The organism is Stenotrophomonas sp., from assembly GCF_059505245.1.
Map to the genome: position 1 here is coordinate 154,956 of NZ_JCACKF010000037.1, position 19,557 is coordinate 174,512.

The following is a 19,557-nucleotide window of genomic DNA, read 5'->3' on the forward strand; positions in this document are numbered from 1 at the left end:
TCCACGATCACGGCGTTGGCCGCGAAAACGGCGGAGCCGGACGGAACGAGTACGGCGAGCCGACTGCGGCGGCGATGCGCTGGAGAGCGTTCACGGTCCGTTCCTTTCTGGATGACCCGCAGGCGCGGGCATCTTTCCTGCGGCGGGTGAGCGGTGACCGGATGCAGCAGCAGCCCGGTCATCAGTAGCGGGGTGATTCCAGCGCCGCTACGCGCGCTGCCGATTTGCTGCGCTGCATGGTGACAAGCGCGAACCCGGGTGATTACTCTCCGCTGCAACGCGATGGTAGCGCTACCAGTCGGACGGGGATCCAAGGTCCAGGGGCTGCCTTCTTTGCCGCGTGTTTGTCCTGGCAGGCTTGAAAAGCAAGTGTAAGTCGCGGCGTGCTCCAGCAGCCGTGCTGTTCGGTTTGGAATGCGGGCCACGCCCGTGCGTGCCCCTGGGAGGGGGCGGTACATCCATTCGATCGTATGTCAGAGGGGACTTTCATGAGCACTTGCAGTTTCCGTGGCACCCCGGGCCCGAGGTCCGGTTCATGAGCCGCGCGTTGGCGAAGTTCCGGTCCCGGGCCATGTTCACCTTCGTGGGTGGCGCCCTGGTCATCAATCCTGCGTTTGCGCAGGACGCAGCACCGGCAACCGGGCAGCAGCCGCAGAGCCAGTCGCAGCCCACCCAGCTCGATGCAGTGCAGGTCACGGGCATACGCAACAGCCTGAGCCAGGCCATGGACATCAAGCGCGACTCGGCGGGCGTGGTCGATGCGATCAGCGCCGAGGACATCGGCAAGTTCCCCGATACCAATCTTGCCGAGTCGTTGCAGCGCATCACCGGCATCTCCATCGAGCGCCGTGACGGCGAGGGCGCGCAGGTGACCGCGCGTGGCTTTGGTCCGCAGTTCAACATGGTCACGCTCAATGGTCGCCAGATGCCCGGCGCCGATGCATTCGGTGCCTCCGGGCAGGTGGCCATCGGCGGTGTCGACGGCGGCACTCGCGCCTTCAATTTCGCGCAGCTGGCCGCCGAGGCCATCAATGGCATCGAGGTCTACAAGACCAGCCAGGCACAGGTGCCCAGCGGTGGCATCGGCGCGACGATCAACATCCTGACCTCGCGCCCGCTCGACCACGCCGGCATCGTGGCCAATGCCGGGGCAAAGCTGGTCTCCGACCAGAGCCAGCCGTTCGACAACGACCTGACGCCGGAGCTGTCGGGCATCTTCAGTTACAGCAATCCGGAAAAGACCTTTGGCGTCAGCCTCAGCGCGAGCCAGCAGAAGCGCAAGGGCGGCTCGGTGCAGGCCACGGAGAACTACTGGAACGTGCAGCCCTGGACGGGGTCGATGCCGGGCAACCCGACCGTGGTGAACGCCCCGGCCGTCGGCCAGCTCTATGCGCGGCCCAACGACCTGCGCTACGCGTTCTCCGAATTCGAGCGCGAGCGAGTCAATGGCCAGGCAGTGCTGCAGTTCGCACCGACGGACAGCCTGACCCTGACGATGGATTACACCTACTCGACCAACGAGATCACCGAGAATCGTGGCGAGCAGGGCATGTGGCTGCAGAACAGCAACTACACCAATGTCCAGTTCGACACCTCCGGTGCGGTCGCCACCCCGGTCTACATCCGCGAGATCGCCGGCACCAAGGACTTCGGGCTGGAACAGCAGCGCAGCATGCAGGAGTACAAGCTGGGCTCGCTGGGCTTCAACGCGGTGTGGAATGTCAGCGACCGTTTCAAGCTCAGCTTCGATGCGCACAATTCGAAGAATGAAAGCCGCCCCAATGACCCACTGACCGGCGGCGGCTCCATCTTCATGAGCATTGCCGGCACCAACAACTGCACCCGTGGCCCGCATTGCGGTGGCTCCTGGGTACAGGAGTTGAACTTCAACAATGGCCTGCCGGTCGGCACCCAGGTCTGGTATCCCAGTACTGCCGATGCGGTCGCCGGGACCAATGGCGTGGTCAATCCGGGCTTCCAGGAAGGCGAGATCGGCACCCAGGTGCTGCGCGTCAACGCGCAGACCCAGATCAGCAAGATCAAGCAGGCGCGTGTCGACGGCGAATGGAACTTCGACCACGGCCGCTTCCAGTTCGGCGTGGATACGAACAAGTCCACCACCCACCGCATCCAGGCCGCCGAGGCCTATTCGACACTGGGCGACTGGGGCGTGGCCAACGTGGACCGGGATACCGCCGCCGGCCTGATGGACCTGCTGCAGCCAGTCAGCATCGTCGGCCTGTTCGATGACTACAGTGCCAACAGCTGGCCGGCCTGGCGCGGCAATGCCGGGCAGCTCGCGCAATGGGCGTCGCGCGAGTACGGCGTCGGCCTGGGTGTGAACCCGCAACGCGCGGCCGACAACTTCGTGGAAGAGAAGACCAAGGCGGCGTACTTCCAGGTGGAACTGGACGGGGAGCTGGGCGGCATGCGCACCAATACCCGCCTGGGCGTGCGCTATGAAACCACCGACGTGGTGTCGACCTCGGTCATTGCCGTTCCCGAGTCCATCGAGTGGCAGGCCAACAACGATTTCCGCATCGTGCTGTCCGATGAGCAGCAGCCCTTCACCGAGAAGGCGCGGTACAGCTACATCCTGCCCAACCTTGATTTCAGCATCGACCTCACCGAGGAACTGAAGGGCCGCGTTTCGTTCGGCAAGAGCATCGCCCGCGCGCCGTACGGCAACCTGTATGCAGGGCCCGGTGCCCAGCAGCCGTTCGGCTCGGTGCTGATCGATCCGTCGTCGCGCGCCAGCGGCAATTCGCAGAACCCGAGCCTGAAGCCGCTGGAATCGGACAACCTCGACCTGGGGCTGGAGTGGTACTTCGCCGATGCCAGCTATGTGTCATTGACCTACTGGAACAAGTCGGTCAGCAACTTCATCGGCAACACGGTCGTCCAGGAAAGCCTGTACGGCCTCACCGACCCGACCTCCGGGCCGGATGCGCGGGCGGCGTTGGACTTCCTGACCAGCGGCGCCTGCGTGGCCCAGGTCGGGCCGGCCAATGCGGCCGCCTGCTCAGCCAACGACACCTCGCTGTTCACCGCACTGGCGCTGCTGCGCAACAATCCAGCTGGCCTGGGCGCCTACAACGGCACCGATGCGCAGGTACTGGCCACCGAAGCGGCCTACGATCTGTATGGGCAGGCCAACGACCCGCTGTACCAGTTCAACGTCAATCGCCCGATCAACCAGAACAAGTCCAAGCTGCATGGCTGGGAACTGGGCGGCCAGTACTTCTTCGGTGACACCGGCTTCGGCGTGCTGGCCAACTACACCGTGGTCAAAGGTGATGTCGGCTACAACAATGGCGGCGATCCGGGTATCGACCAGTTCTCGCTCACCGGCCTGAGCGACACTGCCAACGCCATGCTGATGTACGAGAAGTACGGGTGGTCGGTGCGCCTGGCATGGAACTGGCGCGACCAGTACCTGATCCTGGCCAACCAGGGTTCCAGCCGCAATCCGTACTACGTGGAGCCGTACGAGCAGTGGGATCTCAGCGTCAACTACGCGCTGGATGACCACTGGTCCTTCAGCCTGGAGGCGATCAACCTGACCGGCGAGGATGTGCGGTGGCGCTCGCGCACCTCGCAGATGATCGTCAAGCTGGCCGACCAGAGCCCGCGCTACATGCTGGGCGTCCGCTACAAGTTCTGAGCCTGGTTGCCGATGCGCCCGGCACGGCACCGCTGTCCGCGGCGGTGCCGCCCGGGGCCGAGTCGCCGCACCTGTCGCGCGCCTGCGCTACCCTGCTGGCCAGCCACCCCGCACTGGACTGGATACCTCGATGGCCCGCTATGAAATGCTCAACAACATCGCGCATCGGGACCTGAGGGTCGCCACCGGATTCGGGCCGCAGTTCGGCGATGCGGTGGGCATGGTGCCGGCCTATCCCAGCGAGTTCGCCGAACTGCAGCGCGAGTATCCGATCTTCCTGCGCCGGGAGGCCGGGACCGGGGCGTGGCAGTCGGTGGCTCTGCTGGGTTTCGAGCAGCACGAGAACCTGTACCTGCAGGACGGACGCTGGAATGCCTCCTACCTGCCCGGCGCGGCCGCAAAAGGGCCGTTCCTGATCGGCTTCCAGGAGCACTACGTGGACGGCCTGCTCACCCAGGACGCGGTGATGCACGTCGACCTGGACCATCCGCGTGTCACCTCCGGCGCCGGTGAGCCGGTGTTCCTGCCGCAGGGTGGAAACACGCCTTACCTGGACCACATCGCCGGCGTGCTGCGCGGCATCCACGAGGGCAGTGCCTTCGCGGCCAGTATGTTCACGATGCTCGACGACTGTGGCCTCATCCAGCCGGTCACGCTTGATGTGCAGCTCGCGCCGCATCACCGCGTGAGCGTGAGCGGATTGCACGGCATCGACCGCGAGCGCCTGGCGGCGCTGGACAGTTCACGCCTGGCTGCGTTGAACCGCGCCGGTTACCTGGAAGGTGCGTACCTGATGCTTGCCTCGCTGCATAACATGCGCCGCCTGATCGCCGAGAAGCAGCGCCGTCTCCGCGTCCAGGACGGCAAAGCGCAGGCGGTCAGGAACTGACCGGTGCAAGCCTGCCTGCCGATACGGAGCCTGGAAGGCATCGATCCTGCTGCCTTGCCATTGGCCGCCCTGGTGGAGGCCGGTGAGCCGGTCGTACTGCGCGGCATCGCCAGCGGTTGGCCACTGGTCCAGGCCGGACTGGGCGGCGTGCGTGACGCGATGGCGTACCTGTGCAGCGTCGATGCGGGTGCGCCCATCCAGTACTCGTTCGGCGGCGCCGAGATCGCGGGCCGCCCGTTCTACAGCGCGGACTTCACCCGGCTGAACTTCGAAGTGCGGCGCGGTGTACTCGCCCAGGTGCTGGAAGAGATCGCCGCGACGCTGCATGCGCCGCGGCCGCCAACCTATTACGTGGCCTCGCTGCCGATCACGCGGGCACTGCTGCCGGCATTCGCGCAGGCCAACGATGCCGGGCTGGCGAAGCAGGGCATCGACGCCACCGCCAGCATCTGGATCGGCAACCGGGTGACGGCCTCGTGCCATTTCGACACACCCGACAACCTCGCCTTCTGCGCGGTGGGGCAGCGCGAGTTCACCCTGTTCCCGCCCGCCCAGGTCGACAACCTCTATCCGGGCCCGCTCGAACCCACGCCGGGGGGGCAGGTAGTGAGCGTGGTGAACTTCGAACACCCCGACTACGCGCGGCATCCACGCTTCCGCGAGGCGCTGGCGCATGCACGCGGGGCGGTACTTGGGCCCGGCGATGCGATCCTCATTCCCAGCATGTGGTGGCACCATGTACGCAGCCTGGAACCGTTCAACGTGCTGGTGAACTACTGGTGGCGAAGCTCGCCGGCCTGGCTGGGGTCGCCGCTGGCGGCGCTGCAGCATGCGATGTGGTCCGTGCGCGACCTGCCAGCGCGTGAGAAGCAGGCCTGGGAAGGGCTCTTCCGTTACTACGTATTCGGCCCCGGCGAGCGCGCCGGTCAGCACCTGCCTGAGACGGCGCGCGGGGATCTGGCACCGTTCGACGAGCAGCGCGCCCGCCGCATGCGCGCGATGCTGCTGGGCAGGCTCAACCGTTGAGAGAGGGCACCGTGTTGGATACCCAGAGCACGCCTGCAGAGCGCATCCGCAAGGTGGTCATTGCCGGTGGCGGTACGGCGGGATGGCTGGCCGGCTGCGCGCTGGCGCATCAGTTCCGTGACCAGCTGCAGATCACGCTGGTCGAGTCCGAGCAGATCGGCACGGTCGGCGTCGGTGAGTCCACCGTGCCGCCGATCCGCACCTTCCATCGCTTCCTGCAGATCGACGAGCAGGAGTTCCTGCGCGCGGTGGCCGGCACCTTCAAGCTGTCGATCTCGTTCGAGAACTGGCGCCTGCCGGGGGATCGCTTCTTCCATCCGTTCGGCACCATCGGCCACGGCACCTGGGCAGCACCCTTCCATCACTTCTGGCTGGACAGCCTGCGCCGCGGCATGCCCTCGGAGCTGGGCGACTTCAGCCTGGAGAGCATCGCATCGCATGGCGACCGCTTCTCGCTGCACACCCAGCCGCAGGCCAGCTATGCGTATCATTTCGATGCCAGCCTGTATGCGCGGTTCCTGCGCCGCAGGGCCGAGGCCCACGGCCTGCGCCGGATCGAAGGCAGGATCGCCCAGGTCAGGCAGCACGCGCACGACGGTTCGGTGCAGGCGCTGGTACTGGACGACGGCCAGGTGATCGAGGGCGACCTGTTCATCGACTGCACCGGCTTCCGTGGCCTGCTGATCGAGCAGACGCTGGGCACCGGCTACGAGGACTGGCACGAATGGCTGCCGTGCGACCGCGCCGTGGCGGTGCAGACCGAAGCGGTGGCGCCGCCGGTGCCCTATACCCGGGCGATCGCCCACGAAGCGGGGTGGCGCTGGCACATCGCGCTGCAGCACCGCGTTGGCTGCGGGCTGGTGTATGACAGCCGCCACCTGTCCGATGACGAGGCCGCAGCGAAGCTGCTGCGCGATGCCGGGGCTCCACCTTTGCGCGATCCATGGAAGGTGCCGTTCCGCAGCGGGCGCCGGCTGAAGGCCTGGAACAGGAACGTGGTGTCGCTCGGGCTGGCCAGCGGCTTCATCGAACCGCTGGAGTCGACCAGCATCCATCTGACGATCAGCGCGGTAGTGCGCCTGATCCAGCTGTTCCCGTTCGATGGCATCAGTGCGTCGCTGGTGAAGCTGTACAACGATGTCAGCCGCCAGGAAATGGAGCACGTGCGCGACTTCATCATCCTGCACTACCACGCAACCCAGCGCCCCGAACCGATGTGGAAGGCGTGTCGCGAAATGCGCGTGCCCGAATCGCTGCAGCAGCGGCTGAGCGCGTGGCGCGAGCGTGCACATGCGTGGCAGGACCCCGGCGAGGTTTTCCGCGTGGAATCCTGGACCAGCGTGCTGCTCGGGCAGGGCATCGCGCCCGGTCCCGCCCACCCGCTGGCGCGGGCCGTGAGCGACGCCGATCTGCGCACCCTGTTGAAGGGCATCCAACAGCCCGTGCAGCAGGCTGCCGCGCAGATGCCGGCGCAGGCGGAGTTCATCGCGCAGTACTGCAGGTCCGGCGTGGACGTGTGGCGTTCGACGGCAGCAAGCGCGTAACAGGGTTTTGCGTTGCAGCACGCTTTTTCCGCTGCAGCTGGTTACAGTGCGGCAACACCGCTGGCGATGACGCGCGCGGTGGCAACGAGGGGGCCGGACACCACGCCCCCTTTTTGAGTCCACGGAATGTTAGCGCTACCTTTTTTGATCGGAGGCGGTTTCGATGGGTCTGGTTGCAGGGATCGATGCAGGGACGCAGAGCCTGAAGGTGCTGGTCTATGACCCGCGGACGCAGGTGGTGGTGGCCTCGGCCAGCGTGCCGCTCGCGATGGACAGCGGTGCCGACGGCAGCCGTGAACAGGCGCCTGCCGACTGGGTGTCGGCCCTGCGCGCCTGCTTTGCCAGGATCGATCCCTCGCTGCGCGCTCGCATCGTCGCGCTGGCGGTATCGGGGCAGCAGCATGGGTTCGTGCCGGTTGATGATGCTGGCGAGGTACTGGCGCCGGCCAAGCTGTGGTGCGACACCAGCACCTCGGCCGAATGCATCCAGATCATGGACGCCGTGGGCGGGTTCCAACGCACCATCGCGCTGGCGGGCAACCCGATCCTGGCCGGCTACACAGCGTCCAAGCTGCCCTGGACCCGGATCCACCGTGCCGACGCCTATGCGCGGCTGGCGACCATCCTGCTGCCACACGACTACCTGAATTTCGTGTTGACCGGGCAACGGTTCTGCGAGCTTGGCGATGCGTCCGGAACCGGCTGGCTGGACGTGCGCACACGCACCTGGTCGCAGGAACTGCTGCGCGCCACCGATCCTGATCGTGATCTTGCCGCCTGCCTGCCGCCGATCGCCGCACCCGACGCCCTGTTTGATATCGCGCCGAAGGCCGCGGCCGCGCTCGGGCTTGCAGCGGCGGTGAAGGTGGCCGTTGGCGGCGGCGACAACATGATGGCGGCGATCGGCACCGGCTGCGTCACGGAAGGTCGGCTGGCGATGAGCCTGGGAACCTCCGGAACGCTGTTCGCCTATTCCGGCTCGCCGGTGATCGATCCGGACGGTGCGTGGGCGGCGTTCTGCTCGTCCACCGGTGGCTGGCTGCCGCTGATCTGCACCATGAACTGCACCGTGGCCACCGAACGCGTGGCCAGCGCCTTTGGTTTCAGCAGCCGCGACGGCGATGCGCACCTCCACGCGACGCCGCCGGGCGCAGGGGGGCTGGTGATGCTGCCGTTCCTCAATGGCGAACGTACCCCCGACCTGCCGCTCGGCAAGGGCGTGCTGGCAGGCCTGGACATCGCCAATTTCACCCCGGCGCACCTCTACCGCGCCGCCATGGAGGGCGCGACCTACAGCCTGAAGTACGGCTACGACGCCTTCGTCCGCGCGGGCATGCGGTTCGATCGCATCGTGCTCACCGGCGGCGGCAGCAACAGCGCGGCCTGGCGTCAGCTGGTGGCTGATGTGTTCGGCCTGCCGGTGGACGTCCCGGTGCAGGCCGAAGGCGCGGCGTTTGGTGCGGCACTGCAGGCGCTGTGGGCGCTCGCCCGGGCGCAGGGAGACGCCGCCTCGATCAGCGACATCACCGCGCGCCACGTCACCGTCGATCCGGCGCTGTCCGCACGGCCGGATCCGGCCCGCAGCGATGCCTATGCACGGGCCTACGCACGCTTCCTCAGCCATCTTGATGCCATCACGCCGCTGCAGCGCGGCTGATGGCTCCTCCACGACACCCCGTACAACGACAGGAGCACGCACCATGAGCACGCAGCCCTTCATCGGCGCCAAGGAGTACTTCCCCGGCGTCGGCCGCATTCCGTTCGAGGGCAAGGGCTCGGACAATCCGCTTGCCTTCAAGGTCTACGATGCGAACCGGGTCATCGGTGGCAAGACCATGCAGGAGCATCTGCGCTTCGCCGTGTGCTACTGGCACACCTTCTGCAATGCCGGGCACGATCCGTTCGGCCCGGGTACACGGCAGTTCCCGTGGGAGGCAGCCTCGCCACTGGCCACGGCCGAAGCGAAGGTGGACGCGGCGTTCGAGTTCTTCACCAAGCTGGGCGTGCCGTACTGGTGCTTCCACGATATCGACCTGGCGCCGGATGCCGACGACATCGGCCAGTACCAGAAGAACCTCTCGCACATGGTGGCCCTGGCCAAGGCGCGCCAGGAGGCCACCGGCGTCAAGCTGCTGTGGGGCACGGCCAACCTGTTCTCGCACCCGCGTTACATGAACGGCGCATCGACCAACCCCGACTTCGCGGTGGTCGCGCGCGCAGCGGTGCAGGTCAAGGCCGCGCTGGAGGCCACGGTCGAACTCGGCGGCGAGCACTACGTGTTCTGGGGCGGACGCGAAGGTTATGCGTCGCTGGCCAATACCCAGATGAAGCGCGAGATCGAACATTTCGCGCGCTTCCTCACCATGGCCCGCGACTACGGCCGCAGCATCGGCCTGAAGGGCAACTTCCTGATCGAGCCCAAGCCGATGGAGCCGATGAAGCACCAGTATGACTTCGACAGTGCCACGGTGGTGGGCTTCCTGAAGGAGCATGGGCTGGACAAGGACTTCAAGCTCAACATCGAAGCCAACCACGCCACGTTGTCCGGGCACACCTTCGAGCACGACCTGCAGGTTGCGTCCGACCATGGCCTGCTCGGCAGCATCGATGCCAACCGCGGCAACGCGCAGAACGGCTGGGACACCGACCAGTTCCCCAGCGATCTGTACGACACGGTGGGTGCGATGCTGGTCGTGCTGCGCCAGGGCGGGCTGGAGGGCGGGTTGAACTTCGATGCCAAAGTGCGCCGTGAGTCGACCGACCTTGAGGATCTGTTCATTGCCCATATCGGCGGCATGGATGCGTTCGCACGCGGGCTGGAGGTTGCCCATGCACTGCTGACCGAGTCGCCCTGGGAGCAATGGCGCAAGGAGCGCTACGCGAGTTTCGACAGCGGCGCCGGCCAGGAGTTCGAGCGTGGCACGCTCAGCCTGCCGGACCTGGCGGGCCTGGCCGCCCGCCTCGGCGAACCGCACCAGGCCAGCGGCAAGCAGGAGCGTTACGAAAACCTGCTCAACCAGTACCTGCTGCGCTGAGCGCGGCAACGGTGCACTCAAGGGGACGGGAATGAACCAGGCAGCAGGCAGCGGTGAGAACACCCGGCTGATCGTACTGATCAGCGTGGTAGCGACGATTGGCGGTTTTCTGTTCGGCTTCGACAGCGGCGTGATCAACGGCACCCAGGACGGCCTGCACCAGGCGTTCCGGTCCGGTGAATGGATGCAGGGGTTCGAGATCGCGTCGATGCTGCTGGGCTGTGCGGTGGGCGCGTTCAGTGCCGGCCGCCTGGCCGACCGCCTCGGCCGTCGCAACGTGCTGATCCTGTCGGCGGTGATGTTCCTGCTGTCGGCACTCGGTGCCGGGGCGGCGGCCTCGTCGGGCTGGTTCATTGCGGCGCGGGTGGTGGGTGGGTTCGCGGTAGGCGCGGCGAGCGTGATCTCGCCGGCCTACATTGCCGAGGTCGCTCCGGCCCGCTATCGCGGCCGCCTGGCCACGGTGCAGCAGATCGCGATCATCACCGGGCTCACCGCCGCCTTCCTGTCCAACTACCTGCTGGCGGCCGCAGCGGGCGCGTCGACCGAGCCGCTGTGGGCCGGGCAGGCTGCCTGGCGCTGGATGTTCTGGATGCAGGCCGCGCCATCGCTGGTGTTCCTGCTGCTGTTGCTGACCATTCCTGAGAGCCCGCGCTACCTGGTGGTCAAGCGGCGCAAGGACGACGCGCTGCGCGTGCTCACCCGGCTGCTCGGCAACGACAAGGCCCGCGCCACGCTCGAAGAGATCGATGCCTCGCTGTCCAACGACCACCATCGCCCGCGCCTGTCCGATCTGAAGAGCCGGGCGACCGGGCGGATCCGCCCGATTGTGTGGGTCGGCGTCGGGCTGGCCTGCTTCCAGCAGCTGGTCGGCATCAACGTGGTGTTCTATTACGGCGCCGTGCTGTGGCAGGCGGTCGGCTTTTCCGAGAACGACGCGCTGCTGATCAACGTGCTGTCCGGCGCGCTGAGCATCGGTGCCTGCGTGGTCACGGTGCTGCTGATCGACCGGATCGGCCGCAAGCCCCTGCTGTGGTTCGGCTCGGCCGGGATGTCGCTGTCGCTTGCACTGGTGGTGGTCGCGTTTGCAAGTGGTTCACTGGCCGACGGGCATCTGCAGCTACCCGGGCGCATGGGCACGCTGGCGCTGGTGGCGGCCAATGCCTATGTCGTGTTCTTCAACCTGTCGTGGGGGCCGGTGATGTGGGTGATGCTGGGCGAGATGTTCCCGAACCAGATCCGCGGTTCGGCACTGGCGGTCGCCGGCGCAGCGCAATGGACCTCCAACTTCGTGGTCACGGTGACGTTCCCGATGCTGCTGGCCGCGGCAGGGCTGGCGGCCACCTACGGCATCTACCTGGTGGCGGCGATCATCTCGGTGATTTTCGTGGTCCGGCATGTGCACGAGACCAAGGGCAAGGAACTGGAGCAGATGGAAGGATGAGCGCCATGACATCGCAGACCTCCTTATCCCGCAGCGGCGTGCTGGTCGCCGTGCTGACGCTGGCGTTGCTGGGCTGCCACGGCCAGGACCGGCCCGCCGCCACTGCGGGAGCCGCCAGCGACCCGTGGCCGCAGGTCACCTGGCCACTGGCCGCGGATCCTGCGCTGGAGAAGCGGATCACCGACCTGATGGCAGGCATGACGGTGGAGGAAAAGGTCGGCCAGCTCGTGCAGGGCGACATTGCCAGCCTCACCCCCGATGACGTGCGGCGCTACCGCCTTGGTTCGATCCTGGCCGGTGGCAATTCCGACCCCGGTGGCCGCTACGATGCGTCGCCAGCCGAGTGGCTGGCGCTGGCAGACGCCTTCTACGACGCCTCCATGGACACGTCGAAAGGCGGCAAGGCCATTCCGCTGCTGTTCGGCATCGATGCCGTGCATGGGCAGAGCAACATCATTGGCGCCACGTTGTTCCCGCACAACATCGGGCTGGGCGCCACGCGCAATCCGGAGCTGCTGCGGCAGATCGGTGGCATCACCGCGCTGGAAACCCGCGTCACCGGCATGGAGTGGACGTTCGCGCCGACCGTTGCGGTACCCCAGGATGATCGCTGGGGCCGCAGCTACGAGGGCTACTCGGAATCGCCCGAGGTGGTGGCCAGCTATGCCGGCGCCATGGTGGAGGGATTGCAGGGCAGGGTGGGAACACCGGAGTTCCTCGATGGCCGCCATGTGATCGCCTCGGTGAAGCACTTTCTCGGTGATGGCGGCACCACCGACGGCAAGGACCAGGGCGACACCCGCATCAGTGAGCCGGACCTGGTACGCATCCACGCCGCCGGATACCCGCCGGCCATCGCCGCCGGCGCGCAGAGCGCGATGGCATCGTTCAACAGCGTCAACGGTGAAAAGATGCACGGGCACCGGCACTACCTCACCGATGTGCTCAAGGGACGCATGAACTTCGGTGGCTTCGTGGTGGGCGACTGGAATGGTCATGGCCAGGTCAAGGGCTGCACCACCACGGACTGCCCGGCCACGATCAACGCGGGCCTGGACATGGCGATGGCCTCGGACAGCTGGAAGGGTTTCTACGAGACGACGCTGGCTGCGGTGAAGGACGGCCGGATAACGCCGCAGCGCCTGGACGATGCGGTGCGCCGGATCCTGCGGGTCAAGTTCCGCCTGGGGCTGTTCGAGGCCGGCAGGCCGTCCACGCGGGCCGTTGGCGGCCAGTTCGCACTGATCGGCGCGCCGGCACATCGCGCGGTGGCCCGGCAGGCCGTGCGCGAATCGCTGGTCCTGCTGAAGAACCAGAACGGCGTCCTGCCGCTGTCGCCGAAGCAGCGGATCCTCGTGGCCGGCGACGGTGCCAACGATGTCGGCAAGCAGGCCGGCGGCTGGACGCTCAACTGGCAGGGCACCGGCACCACGCGCAAGGACTTCCCCAATGCGGACTCCATCTACGAGGGCATCGCGCACCAGGCCAGGGCGGCCGGTGGTGAAGCCGTGCTTGCCGTTGACGGTCGCTATGCAGTGAAACCCGACGTGGCGGTGGTGGTGTTTGGCGAAGACCCCTATGCCGAGTTCCAGGGAGACCGGCCGACGCTGGCCTACAAGCCCGGCAACGAAACGGATCTGGCGCTGCTCAAGCGGCTCAAGGCCGATGGCATACCGGTCGTCGCGGTCTTCCTGAGCGGGCGGCCGCTCTGGGTGAACCGGGAAATCAATGCCGCCGATGCCTTCGTGGCCGCGTGGCTGCCGGGCTCGGAAGGCGCCGGCATTGCCGATGTACTGCTGCGCGGAAGCGATGGCCGGGTGCAGCACGATTTCAAGGGCAAGCTCAGTTTCAGCTGGCCGCGCACCGCCACCCAGTACGCCAACAACGTCGGCCAGAAGGACTACGATCCGTTGTTTGCGTTCGGCTTCGGCCTGACCTACGCCGACAACGGCGACCTGGCCGCGCTGCCGGAGGCATCGGGCGTGACCGGCAACGAGGGCGCGACCGGCGTGTTCTTCGCGCGCGGTGATGCAGGCCCCGGCATGGCGCTGCGCCTTGAGCAGGCCGCAGGCCAGGGCCTGACCGTGACCCGCGTGCCGGACGCATTGCCCGATGATCGGCTGAAGATCACCGGCGTGGATCATCTGGCGCAGGAGGATGGGCGCCGCCTGGCCTGGTCGGGCAAGGGCGAGGCCGTTGCTGCACTGCACTCGCACACGGCGCTGGACCTGCAGCGCGAATCCAACGGTGACCTGATGCTGCTGACCACGCTGCGCGTGGACGCTGCGCCGGAGGGTGAGGCGTGGCTGTCGGTCGGTTGCGGCGTGGGCTGCTCGGCACGCATCGCCATCGGGCCGTCGCTGGCGGCGCTTCCACAAGGCCAGTGGAAGCGCGTTGGCGTGCCGCTGAAGTGCCTGGCCAAGGCGGGTGCAAAGCTGGACGCGATCGACCGACCGTGGTCGGTGGTGACGGCCGATGCGATGACGATCTCCGTGTCACGCGTCGCGCTGGGCGCACTGAACGAAGCCGAGGTCGCCCTTGGATGCGGCGCATGATTGCTGCCGGCCTGGCCGGCACCCTGCCGCCTGCTGCGCAGGCGCAGGCATGAGGGCGGGGCCTTCGCTACCGGCGCGTGGGCGGTGCGGCTACCGAACCGCGTGCGATCAGCCGATGCGGCATCACATGTTCGCGCAGCACCGTTGCGTCCCCCGCAGGACGGCGGATGGTGCGCAGCAGGATGTCGATGGCCGCGTTGGCCATCGAGGCGATGGGCTGGTGGATCGTTGTCAGTTCCGGCCACACGGTGGTGGCGGCCGAGGTGTCATCGAAACCCACCACCGACAGGTCGCGTGGCACTTCCAGCCCGCGCCGATGCGCCACGGAGATGGCGGCGGCGCCCATGTCGTCGTTGCTGGCGAAAATCGCGGTCGGTGGCCGGCGCTGGGACAGCAGCTTCTCGGCCGCGGCCAGGCCGGACCGGTAGGTGTAGTCACCGTGCTGGACCAGGCCGGGCTCCACCGCCAGCCCGGCCTCGCGCAGGGCGGTGACGAAGCCGTCGTAGCGGAGCGCACTTGCGCTCAGGTCATCGCGCCCACGGATGAAACCGATGCGGGTGTGTCCCTGCCGGAGCAGGTGATCGGTCATTTCCCTGCCCGCACTGAAATCATCGATGCGGACGCAGGACAGGGCCTCGCTCAGGCGACCCGATGCGATGGCCACCACCGGAATGCCAGCCTTGACCAGTTCGCTTACGGCGGCCTGCGATTCGCACAGCGGCGGCGGCAGGATCACCCCGTCGACGCGTCCGGCGAGCGCACGCGCCGCCCTGCGTTCGGATTCGGCATCCAGGTTGTCCCAGTAGTCGATGACCAGCTGGATGGCGGAACTGGAGGCGACGCGCAGCAGGCCCACCAGCAGTTCGCGCAGGTAGGCGCCGCTGGGGTTGGTATAGATCAGCGCAATGCGCGTGTGCTGTGCAGCGGCCAGCGAACTGGCGGCAAGATTGGGCGTATAGCCCAGCTCACGCACGGCGCGCAGCACGCGCTCGCGGGTGACGTCGCGCACCTTGCCCTGGTTGATTACCCGCGACACGGTCATCGGCGAAACGCCGGCAAGGGCCGCAACCTCGTCGATCGTCACGCCTGCGGTTCTGCGGCGAACCGATTTCTTCGGCTTGTCCAATGCACGATCCCTTTGTTCTTGGTGGCGCTGCCGCGCGGGTGCGAAGGACGATGATGCGCTGCCCCGGGCCCGGACGTAGTCTACAAAGGCGCATGTTAACGCCGTTGTTGCGCGCTGTCGGCACGCACCTGTGGGCCCTGCTCGTGCTGCTGGCCTGTGTTGGCGGGGCACGGGCGGAGGATGGCTATGCGCTGTGGATGCGCTACCAGCCGGTTGCCGCAACGGTCGCTGCCGATTACCGGCGGCAACTGGCCGAAGTGGTGGCCCCGGATCGCACGCCAATGCAGCGCGCCACCCGCGACGAGCTTGCGCGCAGCCTCCCTGGATTGCTGGGAGCGGCGCCGCCAATGCGAACGGCAATCAGTACCGAGCGTGCCCTGGTGCTGGGCACGCCGCAATCTTCGACACTCGTCGCCGCGTACGGCAACGAGATCGCCACGTTGGGCGACGAGGGCTTCCTGATCCGGCGGGTCCGGATCGAGGGGCGCGATGTGCTGCTTGTGGCGGCACGCCAGGATGTCGGCGTGCTGTATGGCATGTTCCATCTGCTGCGCCTGCTGCAGCGTGGCACCCCACTGCAGGCGCTGGATGTGCGTGAGTCGCCGCAGGTCGCACTGCGTGTGCTCAACCATTGGGACAACCTGGATCGTTACGTCGAGCGTGGCTATGCAGGCAGCTCGCTGTGGGACTGGCAGACGTTGCCGCAGTGGCGTGACCCGCGCTACACCGACTACGCCCGTGCCAACGCCTCGCTCGGCATCAACGGCACCGTCCTCAACAACGTCAATGCCAGTGCGCTGAGCCTGTCGCCGGCCTATCTGGCCAAGGCCGCCGCGCTGGCCGACCTGTTCCGGCCCTATGGCATCCGGGTCTACCTGAGCGCGCGCTTCAGTGCGCCGATCGAGCTTGGCGGCCTGGCAACGGCTGATCCGCTGGATCCGGCTGTGCGGCGCTGGTGGCGCGACAAGGTCGATGAGATCCATGCGCGCATTCCGGATTTTGGCGGTTTCCTGGTCAAGGCGAACTCGGAGGGGCAACCCGGCCCGCAGGATTACGGTCGTTCCCATGCCGACGGCGCCAACCTGCTGGCCGAGGCACTGGCGCCCTACAACGGCGTAGTGATGTGGCGCGCCTTCGTGTACTCGCACCAGGTTCCCGAAGATCGCGCCAAGCAGGCGTACAGCGAGTTTGTAGGGCTGGACGGTGCCTTCCGCCCCAACGTGATCGTGCAGGTGAAGAACGGTCCCATCGACTTCCAGCCGCGCGAGCCGTTCCATCCGCTGTTCGGCGCCATGCCACGCACGCCGCTGATGATGGAACTGCAGATCACCAAGGAGTACCTGGGTTTTGCGACGCACCTGGTGTACCTGGGAACGCTTTACGAAGAAGTGCTGCAGGCCGACACCCATGCACGTGGCGAGGGCTCCACGGTCGCCCGCGTGGTCGACGGCTCGTTGGAAGGTCATGCACTGACCGGCATCGCCGGCGTTGCGAACATCGGCGTAGACCGCACCTGGAGCGGCTCGCATTTCGACCAGGCCAACTGGTACGCGTTCGGGCGACTGGCATGGAATCCGCAGCAGTCCGCGCGCGGCATTGCCGAGGACTGGGTCGCGCTGACCTTCTCGCCCGACCCGCAGGTGACCGGCCCGATCGTGCGGATGATGATGGAATCGCGCGAGGCGGCAGTGGATTACATGACGCCGCTGGGCCTGCACCACCTGATGGCACGCGGCCATCACTACGGCCCCGGCCCCTGGGTGGACGGAGGCCCACGTGCGGACTGGACGTCGGTCTACTACCACCGTGCAGACCGCAACGGCATCGGTTTTGACCGCAGCGCAAGCGGAAGCAACGCCGTGGGGCAGTACTTCCCGCCGGTTGCCGGGGTTTATGGCGATCCGGCGCGGGTGCCCGAGTCGCTGCTGCTGTGGTTCCATCACGTGCCGTGGGACCGCCGCATGCGCTCGGGCAGGACGCTGTGGGACGAACTGGTCGGGCGCTATTCGCGGGGTGTGCGCCAGGTGCAGTCGATGCAGGCGACCTGGGCGGGCCTGCGCGATCGGATCGATCCGCAGCGGCACCAGCAGGTGGCGGCGTTCCTGCAGATCCAGCGCGAGGAAGCGCAGTGGTGGCGCGATGCCAGTGTGGCGTACTTCCAGTCAGTCAGCGGCCGACCGCTGCCGGCGGGAGAACGGCCACCGCCACAGCCGTTGTCGTACTACCAGGCGTTGCAGTTTCCTTTCGCACCCGGAGATGGGCGATGAACCGGTTCGGATGGTCCGCCCGCGCGGCGGCGTTGATGGTGCTGGCGTGGCTTGCCGCACCGGTGGCGGCCGGCGAAACGACGGGTTTGCTGCACCCGCTGTTCCAGGACCATGCGGTCCTGCAGCGCGACCGGCCGATCACCGTCTGGGGCCAGGCAAGCCCTGGGCAGGCGGTATCGGCCACCTTCGCGGGCCAGGCGGTGGCCACACAGGCCGATAGGGCAGGCCGCTGGCAGGCCATGTTCCCCGCCATCGCCGCAGGCGGCCCGTACACCCTCGAGGCAACCGCCGGGACCCGGCGTGAGACGGCGCGGGATCTTCTGGTCGGCGACGTCTGGTTGTGCGCGGGGCAGTCGAACATGGAGCTGCCGGTCTGGCGCTCGCTCAACGCAGCCAGCGAGATCGCCTCGGCCACGCTGCCACGGATCCGGCTGTTCAGCGTGCCGAAGGACGCGGCCGTGCAGGCGCAGGAGAGCTTCAAGGGTGACCCTGGATGGACGCGGGCAACGCCCGATTCGGTGCGCGGTTTCTCTGCAGCCTGCTTCTATTTCGCCCGCGAACTGCAGCGCACGGTTACCGTACCGATGGGGCTGATCCAGGCGGCGTGGGGCGGCTCGCGGATCGAGGCCTGGACCAGTACCGATGCCCTGCGCGGGCAAGGCGGCATGGACGAGGCCCTCGATATTCTCGCGCGCTCTGCCCGTGATCCGCTGGAGGCACGCGCAGCCTGGGGCCGCCACTGGCAGCACTGGTGGGAGACGCGCGAAGGGGCGCTGCCCGGCGACGCACCTTGGCGCGCGGATACCGATGACCGCGCATGGTCGCACGCACCGGCCACACTGGGCGCATGGGAGCGGTGGAACGAGCGCGCGCTTGCCGATTACAACGGCATGGTCTGGTATCGCACGCAGGTGGTGCTGAGCGCTGAACAGGCTGCACGCGGCGCGACCCTGGAGCTGGCAACGGCCGACGAGGCGGACGTGACCTGGGTGAACGGGGTCGCCGTCGGCAGCCAGTACGGCGCCGGCCAGAGGCGCTATCCGTTGCCGAGTGGCCTGTTGAAGGCGGGATCCAACAGCATTGCGGTCAACGTGCTGGACACCTACGGCGAAGGCGGCCTGGCCGGCCCCTCAACGGCATACGGCCTGCAGTTCGACAACGGCGAGCGCGTGGCACTGCAGGGCCCCTGGAAATACCGGGTGGCGGCGGGCCAGCAGGCGCCGCCTTTCGCGCCATGGCAGGCCGCCACCGGGCTGTCGACGCTGTACAACGGGATGATCGCACCGCTCGGGGGCTTCGGGCTGCGCGGCATGCTCTGGTATCAAGGTGAATCGAACACCAGCGATGGTGCGACGTATGCGATGCGGTTGCGTGCGCTGCGCGAGGACTGGCGGCGGCAGTTCGGTGCGCGCACGCCACTGCTGCTGGTGCAGCTGGCCGGCTACGGCCAGCCGCCGGTTGCGCCCGCCGCCAGCGGTTGGGCGCAGGTGCGTGAGGCGCAGCGGCGCGTCGCCGCCGAGGACGCGCTGAGCGGGCTCGCCATTGCCATCGACATCGGCGACGCCTACGACATCCATCCGCCGAACAAGCAGGAGCTCGGGCGCCGCCTGGCGCGCTTGGCGCGCCACGTGGTGTACGGCAAGCAGGACGTGGCGCCGTCGGGTCCGCGAGCGGTAACGGCCGTGCGCACGCCCGCTGGCGTGGCCATTGCGTTCGAGGATGTCGAAGGCGTGCTCACCGCGACCGGCGCGCTGCGTCCGATTGGCTTTGAACTGTGCGGGACCAGGGGTGATAGCGGCCTTTGCGACTACGGCGACGCCGAACTGGATGGGCGCCGGATCCTGCTGCGCGGCCCGCTGTCGACGCACGCAACGCATGTCCGTTACTGCTGGGCCGATGGCCCGGTGTGCACGCTACGCGACCGCAGCGGGGCACCGGCAGGCCCGTTCGAACTTCCCATTGCCGAAGCCGAGACGCGACGATGATGACGTTGTCCAAGCAGTCCCCTCC

General features: G+C 67.3%; 11 protein-coding genes. 10 read left to right on the top strand and 1 reads right to left on the bottom strand.

Annotated features, from left to right (window positions below; translation table 11 throughout):
* The first annotated feature begins 535 nt into the window (after positions 1 to 535).
* The 8 genes from AC5JLE_RS14130 to AC5JLE_RS14165 all read left to right on the top strand — a co-directional run bounded on the left by AC5JLE_RS14130 (position 536) and on the right by AC5JLE_RS14165 (position 14,154).
* Complete coding sequence (locus tag AC5JLE_RS14130; RefSeq protein WP_496065396.1) at positions 536 to 3,664, top strand: TonB-dependent receptor; 3,129 nt, start codon at positions 536 to 538, stop codon at positions 3,662 to 3,664.
* A 130-nt stretch (positions 3,665 to 3,794) separates the two neighbouring features.
* A complete protein-coding gene (locus tag AC5JLE_RS14135; protein ID WP_496065397.1) occupies positions 3,795 to 4,553 on the top strand; it encodes a SapC family protein in 759 nt (252 codons plus the stop codon).
* A 3-nt stretch (positions 4,554 to 4,556) separates the two neighbouring features.
* Complete coding sequence (locus AC5JLE_RS14140; RefSeq protein ID WP_496065398.1) at positions 4,557 to 5,579, top strand: cupin-like domain-containing protein; 1,023 nt, start codon at positions 4,557 to 4,559, stop codon at positions 5,577 to 5,579.
* An 11-nt stretch (positions 5,580 to 5,590) separates the two neighbouring features.
* The gene (locus tag AC5JLE_RS14145; RefSeq protein WP_414611501.1) at positions 5,591 to 7,123 is read left to right on the top strand and encodes a tryptophan halogenase family protein; all 1,533 of its coding nucleotides are present in this window, start codon (positions 5,591 to 5,593) and stop codon (positions 7,121 to 7,123) included.
* A 163-nt stretch (positions 7,124 to 7,286) separates the two neighbouring features.
* The gene (gene xylB / locus AC5JLE_RS14150; protein WP_496065399.1) at positions 7,287 to 8,780 is read left to right on the top strand and encodes a xylulokinase; all 1,494 of its coding nucleotides are present in this window, start codon (positions 7,287 to 7,289) and stop codon (positions 8,778 to 8,780) included.
* A 43-nt stretch (positions 8,781 to 8,823) separates the two neighbouring features.
* Positions 8,824 to 10,158 carry a xylose isomerase gene (gene xylA / locus AC5JLE_RS14155; protein WP_043395866.1) on the top strand — a complete coding sequence of 445 codons (1,335 nt, stop codon included), beginning with the start codon at positions 8,824 to 8,826 and terminating at the stop codon, positions 10,156 to 10,158.
* 31 nt (positions 10,159 to 10,189) lie between these two features.
* On the top strand, positions 10,190 to 11,599 hold the full coding sequence (locus AC5JLE_RS14160; RefSeq protein WP_046430740.1) for a sugar porter family MFS transporter: 1,410 nt from the start codon (positions 10,190 to 10,192) through the stop codon (positions 11,597 to 11,599).
* Entirely contained in the window at positions 11,596 to 14,154 is a 2,559-nt protein-coding gene (locus AC5JLE_RS14165; protein WP_481444788.1) for a glycoside hydrolase family 3 protein, read from the top strand. The genes AC5JLE_RS14160 and AC5JLE_RS14165 overlap by 4 nt, the downstream gene beginning before the upstream one ends.
* A 67-nt stretch (positions 14,155 to 14,221) precedes the next feature.
* On the opposite strand, the gene AC5JLE_RS14170 is transcribed toward AC5JLE_RS14165, so the two are convergent.
* A complete protein-coding gene (locus tag AC5JLE_RS14170; protein ID WP_014647205.1) occupies positions 14,222 to 15,280 on the bottom strand; it encodes a LacI family DNA-binding transcriptional regulator in 1,059 nt (352 codons plus the stop codon).
* A gap of 92 nt (positions 15,281 to 15,372) precedes the next feature.
* Here AC5JLE_RS14170 and AC5JLE_RS14175 point away from each other — a divergent pair, with 92 nt between their 5' ends.
* Together AC5JLE_RS14175 and AC5JLE_RS14180 are read left to right on the top strand one after the other, a co-directional pair.
* Complete coding sequence (locus AC5JLE_RS14175) at positions 15,373 to 17,547, top strand: alpha-glucuronidase family glycosyl hydrolase (protein ID WP_496065400.1); 2,175 nt, start codon at positions 15,373 to 15,375, stop codon at positions 17,545 to 17,547.
* A complete protein-coding gene (locus AC5JLE_RS14180; RefSeq protein ID WP_496065401.1) occupies positions 17,544 to 19,532 on the top strand; it encodes a sialate O-acetylesterase in 1,989 nt (662 codons plus the stop codon). The genes AC5JLE_RS14175 and AC5JLE_RS14180 overlap by 4 nt, the downstream gene beginning before the upstream one ends.
* Positions 19,533 to 19,557 lie beyond the last annotated feature (25 nt).